Origin of the sequence: Endozoicomonas ascidiicola (assembly GCF_001646945.1) — a bacterium.
Lineage (GTDB): Bacteria > Pseudomonadota > Gammaproteobacteria > Pseudomonadales > Endozoicomonadaceae > Endozoicomonas > Endozoicomonas ascidiicola.
This window is the reverse complement of sequence record NZ_LUTV01000010.1, coordinates 150,583-167,204: the sequence shown is the minus strand read 5'-3', so window position 1 is coordinate 167,204 and position 16,622 is coordinate 150,583. Positions and strand designations below refer to the sequence as shown.

At 49.2% G+C, this 16,622-nt stretch carries 16 protein-coding genes and 1 pseudogene; 11 read left to right on the top strand and 6 right to left on the bottom strand.

Annotation, left to right across the window (positions count from 1 at the left end):
- Nucleotides 1-535: 535 nt before the first annotated feature.
- The 11 genes from AKL11_RS22905 (at nt 536) to codA (ending at nt 12,325) form a co-directional block, all read left to right on the top strand.
- Nucleotides 536-1,411 carry a CoA transferase subunit A gene (locus tag AKL11_RS22905; protein ID WP_067522365.1) on the top strand — a complete coding sequence of 292 codons (876 nt, stop codon included), beginning with the start codon at nt 536-538 and terminating at the stop codon, nt 1,409-1,411.
- Between the two features lie 11 nt (nt 1,412-1,422).
- Nucleotides 1,423-2,250, top strand: a complete 828-nt coding sequence (locus AKL11_RS22900) for a CoA-transferase subunit beta (protein WP_245673439.1) — start codon at nt 1,423-1,425, stop codon at nt 2,248-2,250.
- A gap of 56 nt (nt 2,251-2,306) precedes the next feature.
- The gene (locus tag AKL11_RS22895) at nt 2,307-3,197 is read left to right on the top strand and encodes an enoyl-CoA hydratase (RefSeq protein WP_067522361.1); all 891 of its coding nucleotides are present in this window, start codon (nt 2,307-2,309) and stop codon (nt 3,195-3,197) included.
- Entirely contained in the window at nt 3,197-4,300 is a 1,104-nt protein-coding gene (locus tag AKL11_RS22890; RefSeq protein ID WP_067522359.1) for an NAD(P)H-dependent flavin oxidoreductase, read from the top strand. Before AKL11_RS22895 ends, AKL11_RS22890 begins: the two co-directional genes overlap by 1 nt.
- Before the next feature lie 197 nt (nt 4,301-4,497).
- Nucleotides 4,498-5,289, top strand: coding sequence for an enoyl-CoA hydratase family protein (locus AKL11_RS22885; RefSeq protein ID WP_067522356.1), 792 nt, complete (start codon nt 4,498-4,500; stop codon nt 5,287-5,289).
- 1 nt (nt 5,290) lies between these two features.
- Nucleotides 5,291-6,457, top strand: coding sequence for an acyl-CoA dehydrogenase family protein (locus AKL11_RS22880; RefSeq protein ID WP_067522354.1), 1,167 nt, complete (start codon nt 5,291-5,293; stop codon nt 6,455-6,457).
- A gap of 10 nt (nt 6,458-6,467) precedes the next feature.
- Complete coding sequence (locus AKL11_RS22875; RefSeq protein ID WP_067522352.1) at nt 6,468-7,532, top strand: acyl-CoA dehydrogenase family protein; 1,065 nt, start codon at nt 6,468-6,470, stop codon at nt 7,530-7,532.
- 5 nt (nt 7,533-7,537) lie between these two features.
- Nucleotides 7,538-8,686 (top strand): acetyl-CoA C-acetyltransferase, encoded by a 1,149-nt coding sequence (locus AKL11_RS22870; RefSeq protein WP_067522350.1) that lies wholly within the window; start codon nt 7,538-7,540, stop codon nt 8,684-8,686.
- 24 nt (nt 8,687-8,710) lie between these two features.
- On the top strand, nt 8,711-9,586 hold the full coding sequence (locus AKL11_RS22865; protein WP_067522348.1) for an SDR family oxidoreductase: 876 nt from the start codon (nt 8,711-8,713) through the stop codon (nt 9,584-9,586).
- Between the two features lie 175 nt (nt 9,587-9,761).
- Nucleotides 9,762-11,021 (top strand): cytosine permease, encoded by a 1,260-nt coding sequence (gene codB / locus AKL11_RS22860; RefSeq protein WP_067522346.1) that lies wholly within the window; start codon nt 9,762-9,764, stop codon nt 11,019-11,021.
- Nucleotides 11,022-11,023: 2 nt separating this feature from the next.
- Nucleotides 11,024-12,325, top strand: a complete 1,302-nt coding sequence (gene codA, locus AKL11_RS22855) for a cytosine deaminase (protein WP_067522343.1) — start codon at nt 11,024-11,026, stop codon at nt 12,323-12,325.
- A 17-nt stretch (nt 12,326-12,342) separates the two neighbouring features.
- Here the strand turns inward: codA and smrA are convergent.
- The 6 genes and pseudogenes from smrA to AKL11_RS22830 all read right to left on the bottom strand — a co-directional run.
- Nucleotides 12,343-12,711: pseudogene (gene smrA, locus AKL11_RS26360) on the bottom strand (DNA endonuclease SmrA); the annotation flags it as partial.
- 12 nt (nt 12,712-12,723) lie between these two features.
- On the bottom strand, nt 12,724-12,945 hold the full coding sequence (locus AKL11_RS26355; RefSeq protein WP_253705281.1) for a Smr/MutS family endonuclease: 222 nt from the start codon (nt 12,943-12,945) through the stop codon (nt 12,724-12,726).
- A gap of 62 nt (nt 12,946-13,007) precedes the next feature.
- Entirely contained in the window at nt 13,008-14,132 is a 1,125-nt protein-coding gene (thiH, locus tag AKL11_RS22845) for a 2-iminoacetate synthase ThiH (RefSeq protein ID WP_067522341.1), read from the bottom strand.
- Nucleotides 14,133-14,149: 17 nt separating this feature from the next.
- Nucleotides 14,150-14,914: a thiazole synthase gene (locus AKL11_RS22840; RefSeq protein WP_067522340.1), complete on the bottom strand. Its 765-nt coding sequence runs from the start codon at nt 14,912-14,914 to the stop codon at nt 14,150-14,152.
- 57 nt (nt 14,915-14,971) lie between these two features.
- On the bottom strand, nt 14,972-15,184 hold the full coding sequence (gene thiS / locus AKL11_RS22835; RefSeq protein ID WP_067522338.1) for a sulfur carrier protein ThiS: 213 nt from the start codon (nt 15,182-15,184) through the stop codon (nt 14,972-14,974).
- A gap of 152 nt (nt 15,185-15,336) precedes the next feature.
- Entirely contained in the window at nt 15,337-16,566 is a 1,230-nt protein-coding gene (locus tag AKL11_RS22830; RefSeq protein ID WP_216636836.1) for an integrase catalytic domain-containing protein, read from the bottom strand.
- Between the last annotated feature and the right edge of the window lie 56 nt (nt 16,567-16,622).

Sequence of the window (16,622 nt, the reverse complement as noted above, 5' to 3'; positions counted from 1 at the left end):
GTTTGAAACATTTGGTTGTTGATACCACATAGTGGCACTCAAGATAGTCCTGWTTAACCTGTGTTTAGAACTTGCGGATATTGTTGCTCATTAGTCAGCGTGACTTCGTTCGTCCTGAATAAATGGCGGTTTGAATTACCAATTAATTTGAGCATTAATAAGCTGTCAGCGGGAATTGCTGATAATGCGGCTGCACAAAAAAATGTGCTAAGGAAGAAAAGATAAGTTATATTTTTCTGCCTACAGAGTAAGATATAAGCTAGAAGGGATGACGCGTGACAGTCATCTTTTTTTTAATTTAATTTTCTGATTAGCTGCCACTACTCCATTTTTTTTTTACCAGTCTCAGCATTTTCTCCTTAGTCCCCTTGGACGATGATGAATATCCCCCCTCTCGAGTTAATCTCTGTGATAGCAGCGTAGTTGGGTTCTGTGTTTAAGCGACCATCGAAGAAAGGAGCTGCAACCAATAACCACTGTTGCAGATGCTCCTATTGTTCATCTGCATACAAGAATAACAAAAAGGTGTCGGATCATGGACAAACGCATGACCACTGCAGATATAGTTGCCGAGCTGCAGGACGGTATGACCATCGGTATTGGTGGCTGGGGTCCACGGCGTAAACCGATGGCGCTGATCCGTGAGATTCTCCGCTCTGATTTGAAATACTTAACCATTGTCGCCTATGGCGGTGCTGATGTCGGTATGCTCTGTGCCGCCGGCAAAGTGAAGAAAGTCATTTTCGCCTTTGTCTCTCTCGATTTTATTCCCCTTGAACCTTATTTTCGCCAGGCTCGCCAGCAGGGCAGTATCGACGTGATGGAAGTGGATGAAGGCATGATGCTGCTTGGCCTTCGTGCTGCCGCGTGGGGATGTCCTTATATCCCGACCCGTATTGGTCTGGGAACCGACGTTATCCGTAACAACCCTGACATCAAAGTGATTGATAGCCCCTATGATGAAAAAGAATGGGTTGCCATGCCGGCACTGAATCTGGACGTTTCACTGTTGCATGTGGATCGTGCTGATGAGCGCGGAGTTTGTCAGATCAAAGGTTCTGATCATTATATGGATGACTGGTTTGCCCGGGCCGCAAAGAAGACCTTTGTCACCTGTGATGAGTTGGTGGATTCTGATTACTTCAATAACCCGGAAGAATCCCGCTATGTCTTCTGGGAGCGCTCAATGACAGCCGGCGTATGTCTGCAGCCCGGCGGCGCTCACCCAACCTCCTGTGCTCCACTTTACGGATTTGATGTGCCTCATTTCAAAACCTACAACGCATCAGCAAAAGACGGTGGTTTTGTATCTTATTTTGAGCAATTCATTAAAGACAGCAGTGAAGAAGAGTACCAGACCAAAGTCGGTGGGCTGGAAGCCATTAAACAATTGCCGTTGCCGGTTTATTAATTGAGGTACTGATGATGACCCACGATTTGTCACAAGAGAGCACCGCTGAAGAATACACACTGGCAGAACTGATGATTTGTGCCGGTGCAGAAGCTTTTCGAAGCGATGGCGAAGTTCTGGCCACCGGCATTGGTTTGATTCCACGTCTGGCGGCAAGCCTTGCCATGAAAACTTTCAATCCCGACTTGATGATGACAGATTCCGAAGCATGGCTGTTGTCTGAGCCTAACCCTGTAGGCACTCGAGAAGAAGGCTTTGTGCAAAAGAATGAAACCTGGATGGGTTTCTCTCGCATTTTTGATAATGTGTGGAGCAGCAAGCGTCACGCTATGGTTGGCCCAACCCAGATTGACCGGTTTGGTCAGGCAAATATTTCAGCCCTTGGCGGCACTTATGAACAACCAAAGGTTCAGATGTTAGGCGTTCGAGGTTTTCCGGGTAACTCGATCAGCCATGCCAACAGTTTTTTTGTACCAAGCCATAACACCCGCGTGTTTGTGGATGGCGAATGTGACGTGGTTGCCTCCATTGGCTACAACCCGGAACGACAGCCAAAAGGTTATACGTTGGATGAGGTGGATATACGTCTGGTGATTACTGATTTGTGCGTCATGGATTGGAATGGCCCGGATCATCAACTTCGTCTGGTCAGCGTTCATCCGGGCGTTACCGTTGAACAGGTTCTGAAAAACACCGGTTTTGAAGTGTTTGTCGAAGGCGATGTGCCTGTCACTGCGGCTCCGACAGAGGTGCAACTTGAGGTGATTCGTGAGTTGGATCCTCATAACCTCCGCTCAAAACAATTGAAGGATAATCCGCCGGGTGATCGTCGCCTGTAGTCATAGGGTTTTGTAATTAAACATGCTCATAAAAAGAATAAGATGGAAACCTGACGATGACAGATAACTCAGATAAGACGGAAAATCAGGACGTCGTACTCTACGAGGTTCGTGATGGTGTTGCCATCGTCACTATGAACCGGCCTGAGTACAACAATGCGCAAAACTCAAAAATGACCTATGCGCTGGACGACGTCTTTCGTCGAGCCAGCAGTGATGACGACGTTAAAGTGATTGTGCTGGCAGGTGCTGGCAAACACTTCTCTGCCGGGCATGACATTGGCACACCGGGTCGTGACGTTGATCAAACCTTTGATCGAGCCAGCCTCTGGTATGACCACACCAATAAACCCGGTGGCGAATTCCTCTATGCCCGCGAGCAGGAAGTCTATCTCGGCATGTGCCGTCGCTGGCGTGACATTCCCAAACCAACCATTGCCATGGTGCAGGGTGCCTGCATTGCCGGTGGTCTGATGTTGGCCTGGGTGTGTGACCTGATTATTGCTTCCGATGATTCTTTTTATGCAGACCCTGTCGTACGAATGGGCATTCCCGGTGTTGAATACTTTGCCCACGCCCATGAGCTGAACCCAAGAATTGCCAAAGAATTTCTGTTTCTGGGGGAACGTATGCCGGCTGAGCGTGCCTATCAAATGGGGATGTTAAATAGAATCGTCAGCAGAAATGAATTGGAAGAACAGACGTTGGCGATTGCTGGCCGTATCGCCAAAATGCCTCGCCTTGGTTTGCAGCTGACCAAACAGGCGGTGAATAACGCTGAAGATTTAATGGGCAAACGAACCACCATGGATATGGTGTTTGGTTTGCATCATTTTGCCCACTCTCACAATGATCTGGTGTCTGGTGATCGTCTGGCCGGGTTTGATGGTAAATCCATGGCTGAGTCTCAACGTCAGTTGTCGGATAATGAAAAGGCGGAAGCATAATGAAAACCCGTCTTACTGAACTGTTAGGTTGTGAATATCCGATTATCCAGACCGCCATGGGGTGGGTCGCCGAGCCGAAACTGGTAGCCGCAACCTGTAATGCCGGTGGCTTTGGCTTTCTGGCCGGTGCCACCATTCCTCCGAAAGAGATGGAAGCCACCATTCTTGAAACCAAAAAATTGACGGATAAGCCCTTTGGTGTGAACTTCCATATGTATCAGACCAATGCCGCAGAGATTGTGGCTATGGTGGTGCGTCATGGTGTGAAGGCTGTCAGTTACAGTCGGTCACCTGGTAAGAAAATGATCAGCCAGCTCAAAGCAGCGGGTGTCGTTTGTATCCCAACCGTTGGTGCGCTGAAACATGCGATCAAAGCCGTAGAAATGGGCGCAGATGCTGTCACGGTTCAGGGCGGTGAGGGCGGTGGTCATACCGGCTCTATTCCTACCTCCATTCTGCTACCTCAAGTTGTTGAGGCTCTGGATGTTCCTGTAGTGGCTGCTGGTGGTTTTAAAGATGGCAAAGGTCTTATATCCGCCATGGCCTATGGCGCAGAAGGCATTGCCATGGGTACCCGTTTTTTGATGACAAAAAATAGCCCAGTGCCCGAAGCCACCCTTGACCGATATGTGGGCACCAACAATCCCGGCAGCATCATTGTCAGTAAAGCGATTGATGGTATGCCTCAGCGGATGATTACCAATGAGTTTCTGGCTGAACTGGAAAATGCGGGGCCTTTGAAGAAGTTGATGCTCGCCATCAGCAATGGACTGGCCTTCCGAAAATACACCGGTATGTCATTGGTTAGCATGCTGAAAACGGCACTGAAAATGCGTGGTGAAGGTGAGATGACCGCAGCTCAGACCATTATGGCCGCCAATGCGCCCATGGTGATTCAAAAAGCCATGGTGGATGGTAAACCCGGTGAAGGCGTTCTGCCTGCAGGCCAGATTGCGGGTGCCATTGATAGCCTGCTGAGCTGTGAAGAACTGATTCAGGAAATCATGCAGGAAGCCAATCAGCAATTAGATCGACTCAACCAACTGACGACCAATTCTCAGAGTCACAAGAAATCTGAATTAGAAGAATCTGTTACCGTTTAGTGCCGCATTATCATGTTCTGGTTCCCATGCTATTGCGTGGGAATCCATAAATCTATCTCTTTGAAAATTAAGAGGTATGCATTCCCACGCGGAGCATGGGAACGAGATGTTTGGGCTTTTGCGACACCCTCAAGGCCATGGGAACGAGATTTCTGGCTTATGTGACAGTCCCGTATGTCATTCAAGGAATAACAAAAATGAGTAAACCGTTTAATGTGACCATTCAGCAGGGTATTGCTGAGCTTATTTTTGATCATCCGCCGGTCAATGCATTCACCAGTCAGGGCTGGGCAGATATTGCTGCTGAAATTGAATCCCTTGGTAAGAACGACGATGTTAGTGTGATTATTATTGCCGCCAATGGTCGTGGTTTCTGCGCCGGTGTGGATATCAAAGAGTTGGCAGACGACGGCAGCCTTATTGTCAAGGTTAACAAAGGTAATTACGACACCTTTGAAACGATTCATCTGAACCCTAAGCCAGTCATCGTCGCTGTTCACGGGTTTGTACTTGGTGGTGGTATCGGTATCTCCGGTGCTGCGGACATTATTGTCGCTTCTGACTGTGCCCGTTTTGGTGTGCCGGAAGTAGATCGCGGTGCCATGGGCGGCGGTGCGCACCTGCAGAGAATGTTTCCGGTGCAGAAAGTGCGCCATATGTACTTCACTGGCGACATGATTGATGCGCAGGAAGCCTACCGCCTGGGTGCAGTTGAGCGAGTGGTTCCCCGTGACCAGCTTCTGGATACTGCCAGAGAAATCGCGACAAAGATCGCTGCAAAAAGTCCAAAGATGATCAAGCTGGCGAAGGAAGCGCTCACCGGTATTGAAGATGGCAGTCTGGAAGCCAAATACCGCTGGGAACAGGGTTTTACCTTAGAAGCCTATACATCTCCTGATTCCCAGGAAGCCAGAGATTCGTTCGTGGAAAAGCGGGATGCGTCGTTTTCCTCGGAGCAACAGAAACAAGCAGCAGGGTCGGAGGCGTAAGATGGATCTCAGTTATACCGATGGTCAAAACGTTTTCCGAGAGGAAGTGCGCAGCTGGCTGGAGCAGAATGTTCCTGAGCAACCACTGAGCTCTTTTGATACGGAAAAAGGTTTTCAACAGCACCGTGAATGGGAAGCCAAATTAAACGACGGTCGATGGGGAATGGTGACTTGGCCAGAAGCACTGGGCGGTCGAGGTTGCGATCTGATTGAATGGCTGATTTTTGAAGAAGAATATTATCGTTCCGGTGCACCGGCACGGGTGAATCAGAACGGTATATTTCTGTTAGGGCCAACACTGATGGAGTTTGGTTCGGAAGAACAGAAAGCTCGCTTTCTCCCTAAAATGGCAACCGGAGAAGAAGTGTGGGCGCAGGGCTGGTCTGAGCCGGGTGCGGGCTCCGATATGGCGGCTATTCGTTCCAAGGCTGAGCGGGTTGGTGATCATTACGTGATTAATGGTCAGAAAACCTGGTCGACTCGTGCCGTCTGGGCTGACTGGACCTTTGGTATTTTCCGTACTGATTCGGAATCCAGCCGTCATAAAGGTCTTACGTTTATTCTTGTACCGCTGGATGCAGCAGGCGTCACGGTTCGTCCAATTCCTCAGTTGGATGGTTTGCCCGGCTTTGCTGAAATCTTTTTCGACAATGTCAAAGTACCGGTTGAAAACGCTCTGGGTGGTGAAGGTATGGGCTGGCACGTTGCTATGTCCACCGCAGGGTTTGAGCGTGGTTTGATGCTCAGGTCTCCTGCGCGTTTTCAGGAAACCGCCCGCCGGCTGGTTGAACTGTACAAAGCCAATAAAGAATCTGCGGATATTGATCCGACAATTGGCGATGCCGTGATGAAAGCCTGGATGGATGCCGAGGCATACACCTTGAACACCTATATGACGGCTTCGCGGTTGGTTCAGGGTGGAAAGATTGGTGCAGAGTCGTCTACCAATAAAATTTTCTGGTCAGAACTGGATCAGAATATGCATGAAACCGGCATGAGTATTTTGGGTGCGCGGGCAGAATTGTTACCTCATGCGCCGGCGGCTGACGATGTTGGCAAATGGCTGGATGGTTTTATGTTTGCCCAGGCTGGTCCGATCTACGCCGGTACCAACGAAATCCAACGGAACATCATCGCCGAGCGTATGCTGGGCATGCCCAGAGCGTAAGGAGGCAGCAATGAATTTTACGTTTACTGAAGATCAGCTGATGTTCCACGACAGTGTGAAGTCATTTCTGACCAATGAAGTCACGGCAGAAACACTGCGTGATCGCTGGGAAAGTGAATCTGGGCGGTCCAGTGAACTCTGGTTGCAATTAGCAGAGTTGGGTTTGACGGCCATGGCCGTGCCAGAGGCTTATGGTGGCCTTGGCATGAATGAGCTGGATTTTATTCTACTGGCCGAAGAGTGCGGCTACACCGCTTTACCAGAAGCTCTGGTTGAAACTGTATTAGTATCCACACCGCTATTAAAAAGTCTTGGTGATGATCAGGCTGAATTTAAAGAACTGTGGCTGAGTCGTATAGCGACGGGTGAAGTTCGGGTTGCCATTGGTCATCCACAGAACCTTCTGGTTGCTGATGCGCATATTGCTGACCTGTTGATTCTTGCCCATGGCGATGAAGTTCACGCGGTTAATCCTGATCAGGTGAAACTGACGAGAAATGCCTCGGTTGACCCAAGTCGTCAGTTGTTTTCTGTTGAATGGACACCTGCGGCAGAAACGATGATCGCCAATGAGTCTGGTGGAAAAGTACTTTGGCAAGATGCGCTTGATCGTGGTGCTCTGGCGGTGTCGGCACAGCAGCTTGGGCTCGCCAGAAAGATGGTGGATCTGTCCGTTGAATACACGGCAGATCGCAAACAGTTTGGTAAGCCCATTGGTTCTTTTCAGGCGGTAAAACATTTGCTGGCTAATGTGGCGGTGCAAATTGAGTTTGCCAAATCGCCTTTATACAAAGCCGCTTATTCTGTGGCGAATGGTTTGAGTAGCAGAGCGCGAGACGTTTCTCATGCACGACTGGTGACTACTGATGCTGCATTGCTGGCTGCCAAAAATGGCATTCAGTCCCATGGCGCCATGGGCTACACCTGGGAAGTGGATCTGCAGATATTTATGAAAAATACCTGGGCACTGGTTTCTTCCTACGGTTCTCAGGGTTTTCATAAACAGAGAATCAAGCAGTTTGTATTGGCTGAAGGCTCTCAGTTGGGTGCCGGAAGCACCTTTGCACAGGAATAATAGAGATGGCAGAAGCTTATATTGTTGATGCAGTCCGTTCACCGACCGGTCGTCGTAAAGGTGGGCTTGCTCATGTTCATGGTGCGGATCTCGGTGCCCATGTTTTAAAGGCCATTGTTGAACGTAACGGTATTCCGGATAACGAATACGACGATGTGATTTTTGGTTGCGTTGATACCATTGGCCCGCTGGCCGGCGATATTGCTCGCACCAGCTGGTTGGCAGCGGGTCTTTCTGATGCCGTGCCGGGCACGACCATTGATCGTCAGTGTGGCTCTTCTCAGCAGGCAGTGCACTTTGCTGCGCAGGCGGTAATGAGTGGTACTCAGGATGTAGTGGTCGCCGGAGGTGTGCAAACCATGACGCAGATTCCCATCTCGTCTGCGATGATGGCTGCAGAACCATTGGGGTTTACCGATCCTTTCTCCGGTTCTAAAGGTTGGGTTGAGCGTTATGGTGCTGAGCCACCCACGCAATTCAAATCTGCCCAGATGATCGCAGATCACTGGGGATTATCCCGTGAAGATCTGGAACGTTATTCATTAGAATCTCACCGTCGTGCACTTCAGGCGATTGAAGAAGGTCGTTTTGATCGTGAAATCGTTCAGCTGGAAGGTGTTCAAATGGATGAAACGCCTCGCCACTCAACGTTAGAGAAAATGGCTGAGCTGGATTTCCTGTTTGGTTGTGACAAGGTCACCGCCGGAGTATCCAGTCAGACCTGCGATGGCTCATCAGCGGTATTGATTGTTTCTGAAGCAGCGTTAAAAAAATACAACCTGACACCAAGAGCTCGTATTCATCACATGAGTGTACGCGGCGCTGACCCGATTTGGATGCTGACGGCACCGATTCCTGCTACAGATTATGCGCTCAAAAAAGCGGGGATGACTCTGGATCAGATTGATCTTGTGGAAATTAATGAAGCTTTCGCCTCCGTTGCCATGGCCTGGTTGAAAGAGACGGGTTATGACCAGGCAAAAACAAACGTCAATGGTGGTGCAATTTCGTTGGGGCATCCTTTGGGTGCGACCGGTACAAAATTGATGACAACGCTGCTCCATGAACTGGAACGTACAGGTGGCCGTTACGGCTTGCAGACCATGTGCGAGGGTGGTGGGCAGGCTAACGTGACAATTATTGAACGACTTTAAAAGAATAAGAATAGGAAGTGAGAAATGGCTATTTGTGAAAATCGTGTAGTGATCGTTACTGGTGCTGGTGGTGGTCTGGGTAAAGCTTATGCTCTGGGCTTTGCTGCGGAAGGCGCAAAAGTAATTGTGAATGATATTAATGGTAAAGCCGCTGAAAGCGTGGTGGAAACCATTAAGCAGTCCGGTGGTGAGGCGGTGGTTAATAGCAACGACATTACTGACTATGAAGAATCTGCCCTAATTGTTAAACAGGCAATCGAAGCGTTTGGTGACCTGCATGTGGTGGTTAATAATGCTGGCATCTGCCGTGATCGTATGTTTACCAGCCTGTCAGAGTCCGATTGGGACGCAGTGATGGCCGTTCACCTGAAAGGTCATTTCTGCATCAGTAGTCATGCAGTGAAATACTGGCGTGAGCAGTCCAAGGGCGGTAAAGACGTCAATGCGCGTATTATTAATACCAGTTCCGGCGCAGGCCTGCAGGGTTCTATTGGTCAGTCAAACTATGCTGCTGCAAAAGGTGGCATTGCTTCATTAACGCTGGTTCAGGCGGCGGAACTGGCGCGTTATGGTATTACGGCCAATGGACTTGCACCGGCAGCCCGTACCGGCATGACGGAAGATGTGTTCGGCGACATGATGAAAAAGCCGGAAGATGGATTTGATTTCTACGCGCCAGAAAATGTTGCGCCTCTGGTGGTGTGGCTCGGCTCAGAACAGAGTCAGAACGTTTCAGGCCGTTTGTTTGAAGTGGAAGGCGGTAAGATCTCCCTTGCAGACGGCTGGCGTCGTGGACCAGAAAACGACAAGGGTGCGCGCTGGGAAGCGGCAGAGATTGGCCAGGCGATTGCTGGGCTGATTGACGAAGCAGTTCCTGCTCAGAAGGTGTATGGCACCTGATTTTTTCAGAGGCATGATTTAAAAACTTCAATAAGAGTATGAGTGAGGGTTGATCAGTAAACGTATATTCCGTAACCGAATACGGTTTCTTGTTCACTGACTTCGAACGGTCGTTCTGATAATATGAATCTCCGGCTATAAGGCCCTCACCACTCCCTACTTTATTGGAGGACCGATGTCGGAACATTCTCAGGATTTTGCCCACTCTCCCGTTTCATCTGAAGCTCGCAAAGGCTTTTTTCCCATTCTTGTTGTGATGGTGGGCTTTACCTTTTTCTCCGCCAGTATGTGGTCTGGAGGAACCCTGGGACAGGGATTGAACTTCTCAAGCTTTCTTATCACTGTGATGATCGGTAATTTACTGCTGGGCGCCTATACGTCAGGTCTCGCCTGGATGGGCAGTAAAACCGGCCTTTCTACCCATCTTCTCGCGGAATACACCTTTGGTAAAATAGGTGGCAAACTCACTTCGCTGGTACTGGCAGCCACACAAGTTGGCTGGTTTGGTGTGGGTGTCGCGATGTTCGCACTGCCGGTGAACAAAGCAACAGGCATCAGCACCGAGCTTTTAGTGCTGATCTCTGGTTTTCTGATGACTGCCACCGCGTTCTTTGGCTTTAAAGCTCTGACCATTCTCAGTTTTGTTGCGGTGCCGGCGATCGCAGTGCTGGGAGGGTTTTCAATAAAAGAATCGGTGGACAGTGCCGGTGGTTTTTCTGCATTGATGGGGATTGAACCGGTCAGCACCATTGGTTTTGCTACTGCCATCAGTATCTGTATTGGGTCGTTTATCAGTGGTGGTACGTTGACCGCTGACTTTACTCGCTTTGCCCGCACACCAAAGATTGCGGTGAGTGCGACACTAATCGCCTTTTTCCTGGGCAACAGCCTGATGTTCACCTTTGGTGCTATCGGCGCCATGGTGACCGGCAAATCGGACATTGCTGAAGTGATGTTCCTGCAAGGTCTGATTCTACCGGCGGTGATTACCCTTGGTTTGAATATCTGGACCACCAACGATAATGCGCTCTATGTATCAGGCCTTGGTTTTGCCAGCATTACCGGCAAAAGTAAGAATGTGATTGTGATGATTAATGGTGCTTTGGGTACGCTGTTTGCCCTGTGGCTCTACAATAACTTTGTGGGCTGGTTGAGCTTACTGAGTTCCGCTTTACCGCCGGTGGGTGCGATTTTGCTGGCCGATTACTTCCTGATAAGAAAAGGGCAATATTCGGATTATGCAAAAACCACATTTGCCAGTGTAAATCCATCCGCACTGGTGGCCTGGGTGGCAGGTATTGCCGCTGCTTCTTTTCTGCCGGGTATTGCACCAATCAATGGTGTGGTGGTTGCCGCTGTCACCCATGTATTGCTGCAGAGAGTCACGATGTTTCAGGGCGTCTCCAAAGAGACGCTTTCCCAGACTGAGGCTTAACAATGAGAATTGACAATATCCGGCTGCATGACCAGCAGGGGTTGTTTGATATTGAAATAAACGACGGCGTATTTTCTGCCATTTCCCCGGCGGGCTCTTTACGAAAAGAGCCTTCGCGAAAAGAGCCTTCACGGGATGCTGATGTGATTGACGGCAATGGTCAACTGGCATTGCCGCCTTTTGTGGATCCTCATGTTCATCTCGATACGGCACTCACGGCCGGTGAGCCAGTATGGAATCGCTCAGGTACATTGTTTGAGGGGATTCAAAACTGGTCTGAACGCAAGAAAACCCTGACCCGTGATGATGTAAAACAGCGGGCTTCCAAAGCATTGGAATGGTATATCGCCCAGGGCGTCCAGCACGTTCGCAGCCATGTGGATACGACAGACCCATCATTGACCGCACTGCACGGTTTGCTGGAGCTTCGGGAAGAAGTGAAAGGTTTGATTGATATCCAGCTGGTCGCTTTTCCTCAGGAAGGTATTCCGTCCTATCCAAAAGGTGCGGAACTGATGGAAGAGGCCTTGAAATTGGGCGCAGATGTGGTGGGTGGTATTCCTCATTTTGAATACACTCGAGAATATGGCCTTGAATCGTTAAAGACTGTGTTTGAACTGGCGGAAAAATACGATCGTCTGATCGATATTCATTGCGATGAAATTGATGATGATCAGTCCCGGTTTGTGGAAACCGTTGCCACCATGGCGCTCGAGCGTTCCATGGGACACCGTGTTACGGCAAGTCATACTACGGCGATGCATTCGTACAACAATGCCTATGTATTTAAGCTCATGCGGTTACTGAAACATTCCGGCATCCATTTTATTGCTAACCCAGTGACGAACCTGAACTTGCAGGGGCGGATGGATACTTATCCAAAACGTCGCGGTATTACACGCATTCCTGAATTGCTGGAAGCGGGTGTGAATGCTTGTTTCGGGCAGGATGATATTGTTGATCAGTGGTTCCCCATGCAGGGCTGCAATATGCTGCAGGTGTTGTTTACAGGGTTGGTGGGTTGCCAGATGACTGGCTTTGACCAGATCAATCAAGGCATTGATTTGATTACCCGCAACAGTGCCCAATGTCTGAATATTCAGGACAGCTATGGCATTGATATCGGTAAACCGGGCAACCTGATTCTCTTGGATTCTGAAACTGTGTTTGATGCGGTGCGTCGTCAGGCCAGTGTTACTCACTCAATTCGACATGGAAAGCTGATTGCTTCTACGAAGCCAGCAAGAACGATGCTTCATCGTGAGAACGGTTCAAAGGAAGTCAGTCTGGCTTATACTTTATAAGGGAGTTATCCATGGGGCTATATAGTCCCATGGAGTGTTCTTTTTGCATGGCGCTCACGGTTCTCTAATTTTTCCCGATCACTCTTGCGCAGTAAAATGTACAGCGCTCCCGAACCACCATGAAACTTCAGGGCACTGTGAAAAGCCAACACAGCTTCCAGTTGTGGCAGCCAAGTGTAAAGCAAGCTTTTTAATAGGGCCGGTGGATTGCTTTTCTCGCCCCGACCGTGGGCAATCAAAACGGTACGCAGTTCGTGTTCGCGACAATCGTTGATGAACTGGAAAACACTTTCCCGGGCTTCTTTGCCGGTTTTATGGTGTAGGTCAAGCCGCGCTTCTACCTCGTATTTTCCTAGCCGCAGTTTTTTGAAAACGCCTTCTTGAACGCCGTCCCGTTTTCACACCAGAAAGTCATGGGGCCTCACCATCTTTGGGTTCAGTAGTGACAGAAAATTCGGGTCGGTAAAGGTGTCTTCAGCAGCGGCTTTACGAACCTGTTGTCCGGGTGTCACGGCTTGAGATTTCTGAATATCCGCCAGAATCTTTCGCTTTACGGGGGTAACGTCTGCCATCTCTTTCAGGAAGGCGTTGTAATCGTTGTTATCTTCTGAGTGGTTCATGGTCAGAATGATTGATATTGAAGGTGTACCATAATATCAAATTGATTGGGCGATAGAACAGCTCAGTGGTTAAAACACGGTGACCAGTCTTTCCAAACCGGCTCGAGCCCTCTTTCCTGAATAGCCTTGGCTACCACTTCCGGACGTCGATTGTCGTCGATTGAAAACTGTTCCAGATCTTCATTGCCCAGAATATTGTCATCCGCATAGCCACCCGGATGCGTGCTGGAATAGGCGCTCATGGTGGTGATGCCCAGCGGCAGCACGTTATCTCTGAATTTTGCAGACTCTCTTGTTGATAAAGAAAGCTCTGCTTCGGGTTTAAACAGACGGTAGGCACAGATCAATTGCACCAGTTGGCGATCGGATATTACCGATACCGGCTGAAACTCACCTTCGCATGGGCGCAGCCGGGGAAAGGAGATTGAGTAGCGGGTGCGCCAGTAGGTTTTTTCCAGATAGTCTAAATGAGCTGCTGCCATGGCTGAGTCGGTTCGCCAGTCTTCTAGGCCAATTAATGCGCCGACACCGATTTTATCAATACCGGCTTTGCCCAGTCGGTCAGAGGTTTCCAGGCGGTAATCGAAGTCCATCTTGCTGCCACGGAGATGGTATTCCTTGTAGGCGGAGCGGTTATAGGTTTCCTGATACACCAGAACCGCATCAAGCCCTGCTGCCATCAGGGTTTCATAATCTGCTTGATCCAGTGGCTGCACTTCGATGCTGATGTGAGAAAAGTGTGGACGAATTCGTTCAAGCACGGATTTGATGTACTCAACGCCAACGGTTCCCGGCGCTTCACCGGTGACCAGCAGAATATGGTCAAACCCCATCTTTTTGATGGCGGCCACTTCCTTATCCAGCTCTTCCATTTTCAGGGTTTTTCGGCGGATTTTATTGCCGAGGCTGAAACCGCAGTAGGTGCAGATATTGGTGCATTTGTTGGAGAGATAAAGTGGGATAAAGAGCTGGAGCGTGTTGCCAAACCTCTGTCGTGTAAGCACCATACTCTTTTGCGCCATGGCTTCAAGGTACGGTTCTGCAGCAGGAGAAATTAACGCCAGAAACTGATCGTGGGTCAACCTTGAACTGTTCAAAGCGTGTTGCACATCGGCAGCGGTTTTGCTGTGGATGGACATTTTCAACTCATCCCAGTTGATCTGGTTGAACCGTTCAAGAAACGACATGTCAGCTTGTTATCCTGTTAATCATCAAGAAATGCAGTGAGCGGGCTGCTGGCCTGTGCTTGTAGAGAACGAGCACCCAGCCCGGCTGTATAAGCACGTCGGCCTGCAATGACGGCTTCTTTGAAAGCAATGGCCATTTCAACCGGGTCGCGGGCGACAGCAATGGCAGAGTTGACCAGCACTGCATCCGCACCAATTTCCATGGCAAGCGCCGCATCAGAAGGGCTGCCAATGCCCGCATCCACAACCACCGGCACTGAACTTTGCTCAATGATGATTTGGATAAACTCTTTGGTTCTTAAACCAAGGTTGCTGCCAATGGGAGAACCAAGGGGCATAACGGCGGCAACACCCACTTCTTCCAGTCGTTTGCAGAGTACCGGGTCGGCATGAACATAAGGCAAAACGGCAAACCCCATCTTGCTGAGTGTTTCGCAGGCTTTCAGGGTTTCGATGGGGTCAGGCAGTAAATATTTGGGATCGGGATGGATTTCTATTTTGACGAAGTGGGTACCGAGGGCTTCTCTTGCCAGTTGAGCGGCATAAATGGCTTCATCGGCATTACGCGCACCGGAGGTGTTGGGCAGCAGGTTCAGATTGTTTTCGACGAGCGGGCCAAGAATGTTGTCCTGTTGCTCGTTCAGGTCGACCCGTTTGAGCGCCATGGTCACCAGCTCACTGCCGGAAGCCAGAATGGCTTCGGTCATCACAAGGCTGTTGGAGAACTTCCCCGTGCCGGTAAATAGACGAGAGGCAAATGTTTTATCCGCAATTTTCAGCATGCTGGTTTATTCGTTGTTAATCCGTGCTATACGGGATACGTTTATCAGGTAGGCGCTTCAGCCACCTGCGGTTGCCTTTATCAGGGTAATCTCATCACCGTGGTTCAATTGACAGAAGACCCATTGAGACCGGCTGATGATTTTTCGATTGACAGCAAGCGCTATGCCTTGGGAACTTTCTTCGACAAGAAGTCCCAATTGACCAAGCAAGGCCTCAAGGCTCAGGTCAGCCTCAACCTCCATCAGCTGATTATTTATTGTAATTTGCATGGCTAGCCCTATCTTGGAGCCGTGATTCTAAAGAAACAGGACTGTATGTACAAATACGCTGGTCAAAATACCACTCATTATGGGTGAGCGATCATAGAACGCAGTATTTTCCAATCCCAAAATGAGCCTGAAAAGAGTATAAACCCATGATTTCAGGCCTTTCGCTTAAAGATGCCTTGAAACAGTGATTCTCTGGCAGACTGCAGTTGCTGGGCAGCCTCGTTATCACTCATTGATTCAGCCTTTGACTCCAATGCATGCGGCGGAGTTCCTTTCTTCAAATATTGCGTCCAGTCAGGCAAAGATTTCAGTTTTTCATAAGGTGTCATCATGTTTTCGTAAAGGTAACGTTTTCTCTCTTTGCCTTTTTCATCTGTTATCGTCTCCGGGAAAAAGCAAGGCCGGTGAAAATTGATGTAAGGTGTCAGGTAATTTTTGTTAAACGCATTCACTTCTGCAGCATGATGTTGCGGTATATGAGCATAGCCCAACATTTTTCTGATGATGGCTCCGTTTTTTGATTCAACAAGTGCATTGTCGTTTGTTTTTCGTGATCTGGATTTTGTGAATTTTATGTAGAGGCTATCCAATAAACTTGCCACCGGATAGTTGATGTACTCAGAGCCGTTATCGGAGTGAAAACCCTGTATTTTAAAGGGAAAAGTCGCCAAAAGCTCTTCGAGTACCGGTATTAGAAAGTGCTCGTTGATCCGCTCAACGGTGCAGATCACTTGAAACTGAGTAACTTCATCCACCGCATTAATATGGTAAAGCCCTTTGACCTTATCCTTATCACCCTGATGTACTGTATCAATTCTGATATAACCGGGTTGACCATTGGGTCGCGGTTTGCGTCGAGTACCAATAGCACGATTTACAGGTCGGGTGACGTTTTTATGCAGGCGAACTGTCTGATAAGTCTTTGACTGCCGCAGGTTGTAGAGGTGCGAAACAGAGATGCCAGCCAGTCGCTTATAGCGACCATCTCCACGTTGATATGCTCGCTCACAGATCTTCTTTATTGCAGGCCCATTCAGGCCATTATGAAGTCGGTCAGTCTCGGCAAGAAGGCGAATGTCAGCCTTGGAATACTTTGTCTCAAACCCCTTCGTTGTCCGTTGTTTGCGCTTGAGAAGCCCCAGATTCAGGTRTTCTTTAATTAGCCGGGTTATTTGCGCCCTGGAATAGCCTGAAGCGACGATCAGATAGCGTTTGATCAGCCCTTTCTCAGGCTTGCTCAGAGTGCGGTATCGAAAGTGTTTGAGAGTGCCTGCAATCCATTGATAGCACTCGTCTTTTGACTTCCAACCAGGCTGTATCTGCGGTGTAGCCTGAAGCAGCTCCTCCACCTGCTGGAGCGATTTGATGAGCCGTGTGTCCATTATGATTTTCATCCAGTAATTTTGGACGAAAGATCAGAAATTACAGGCTCATTTCA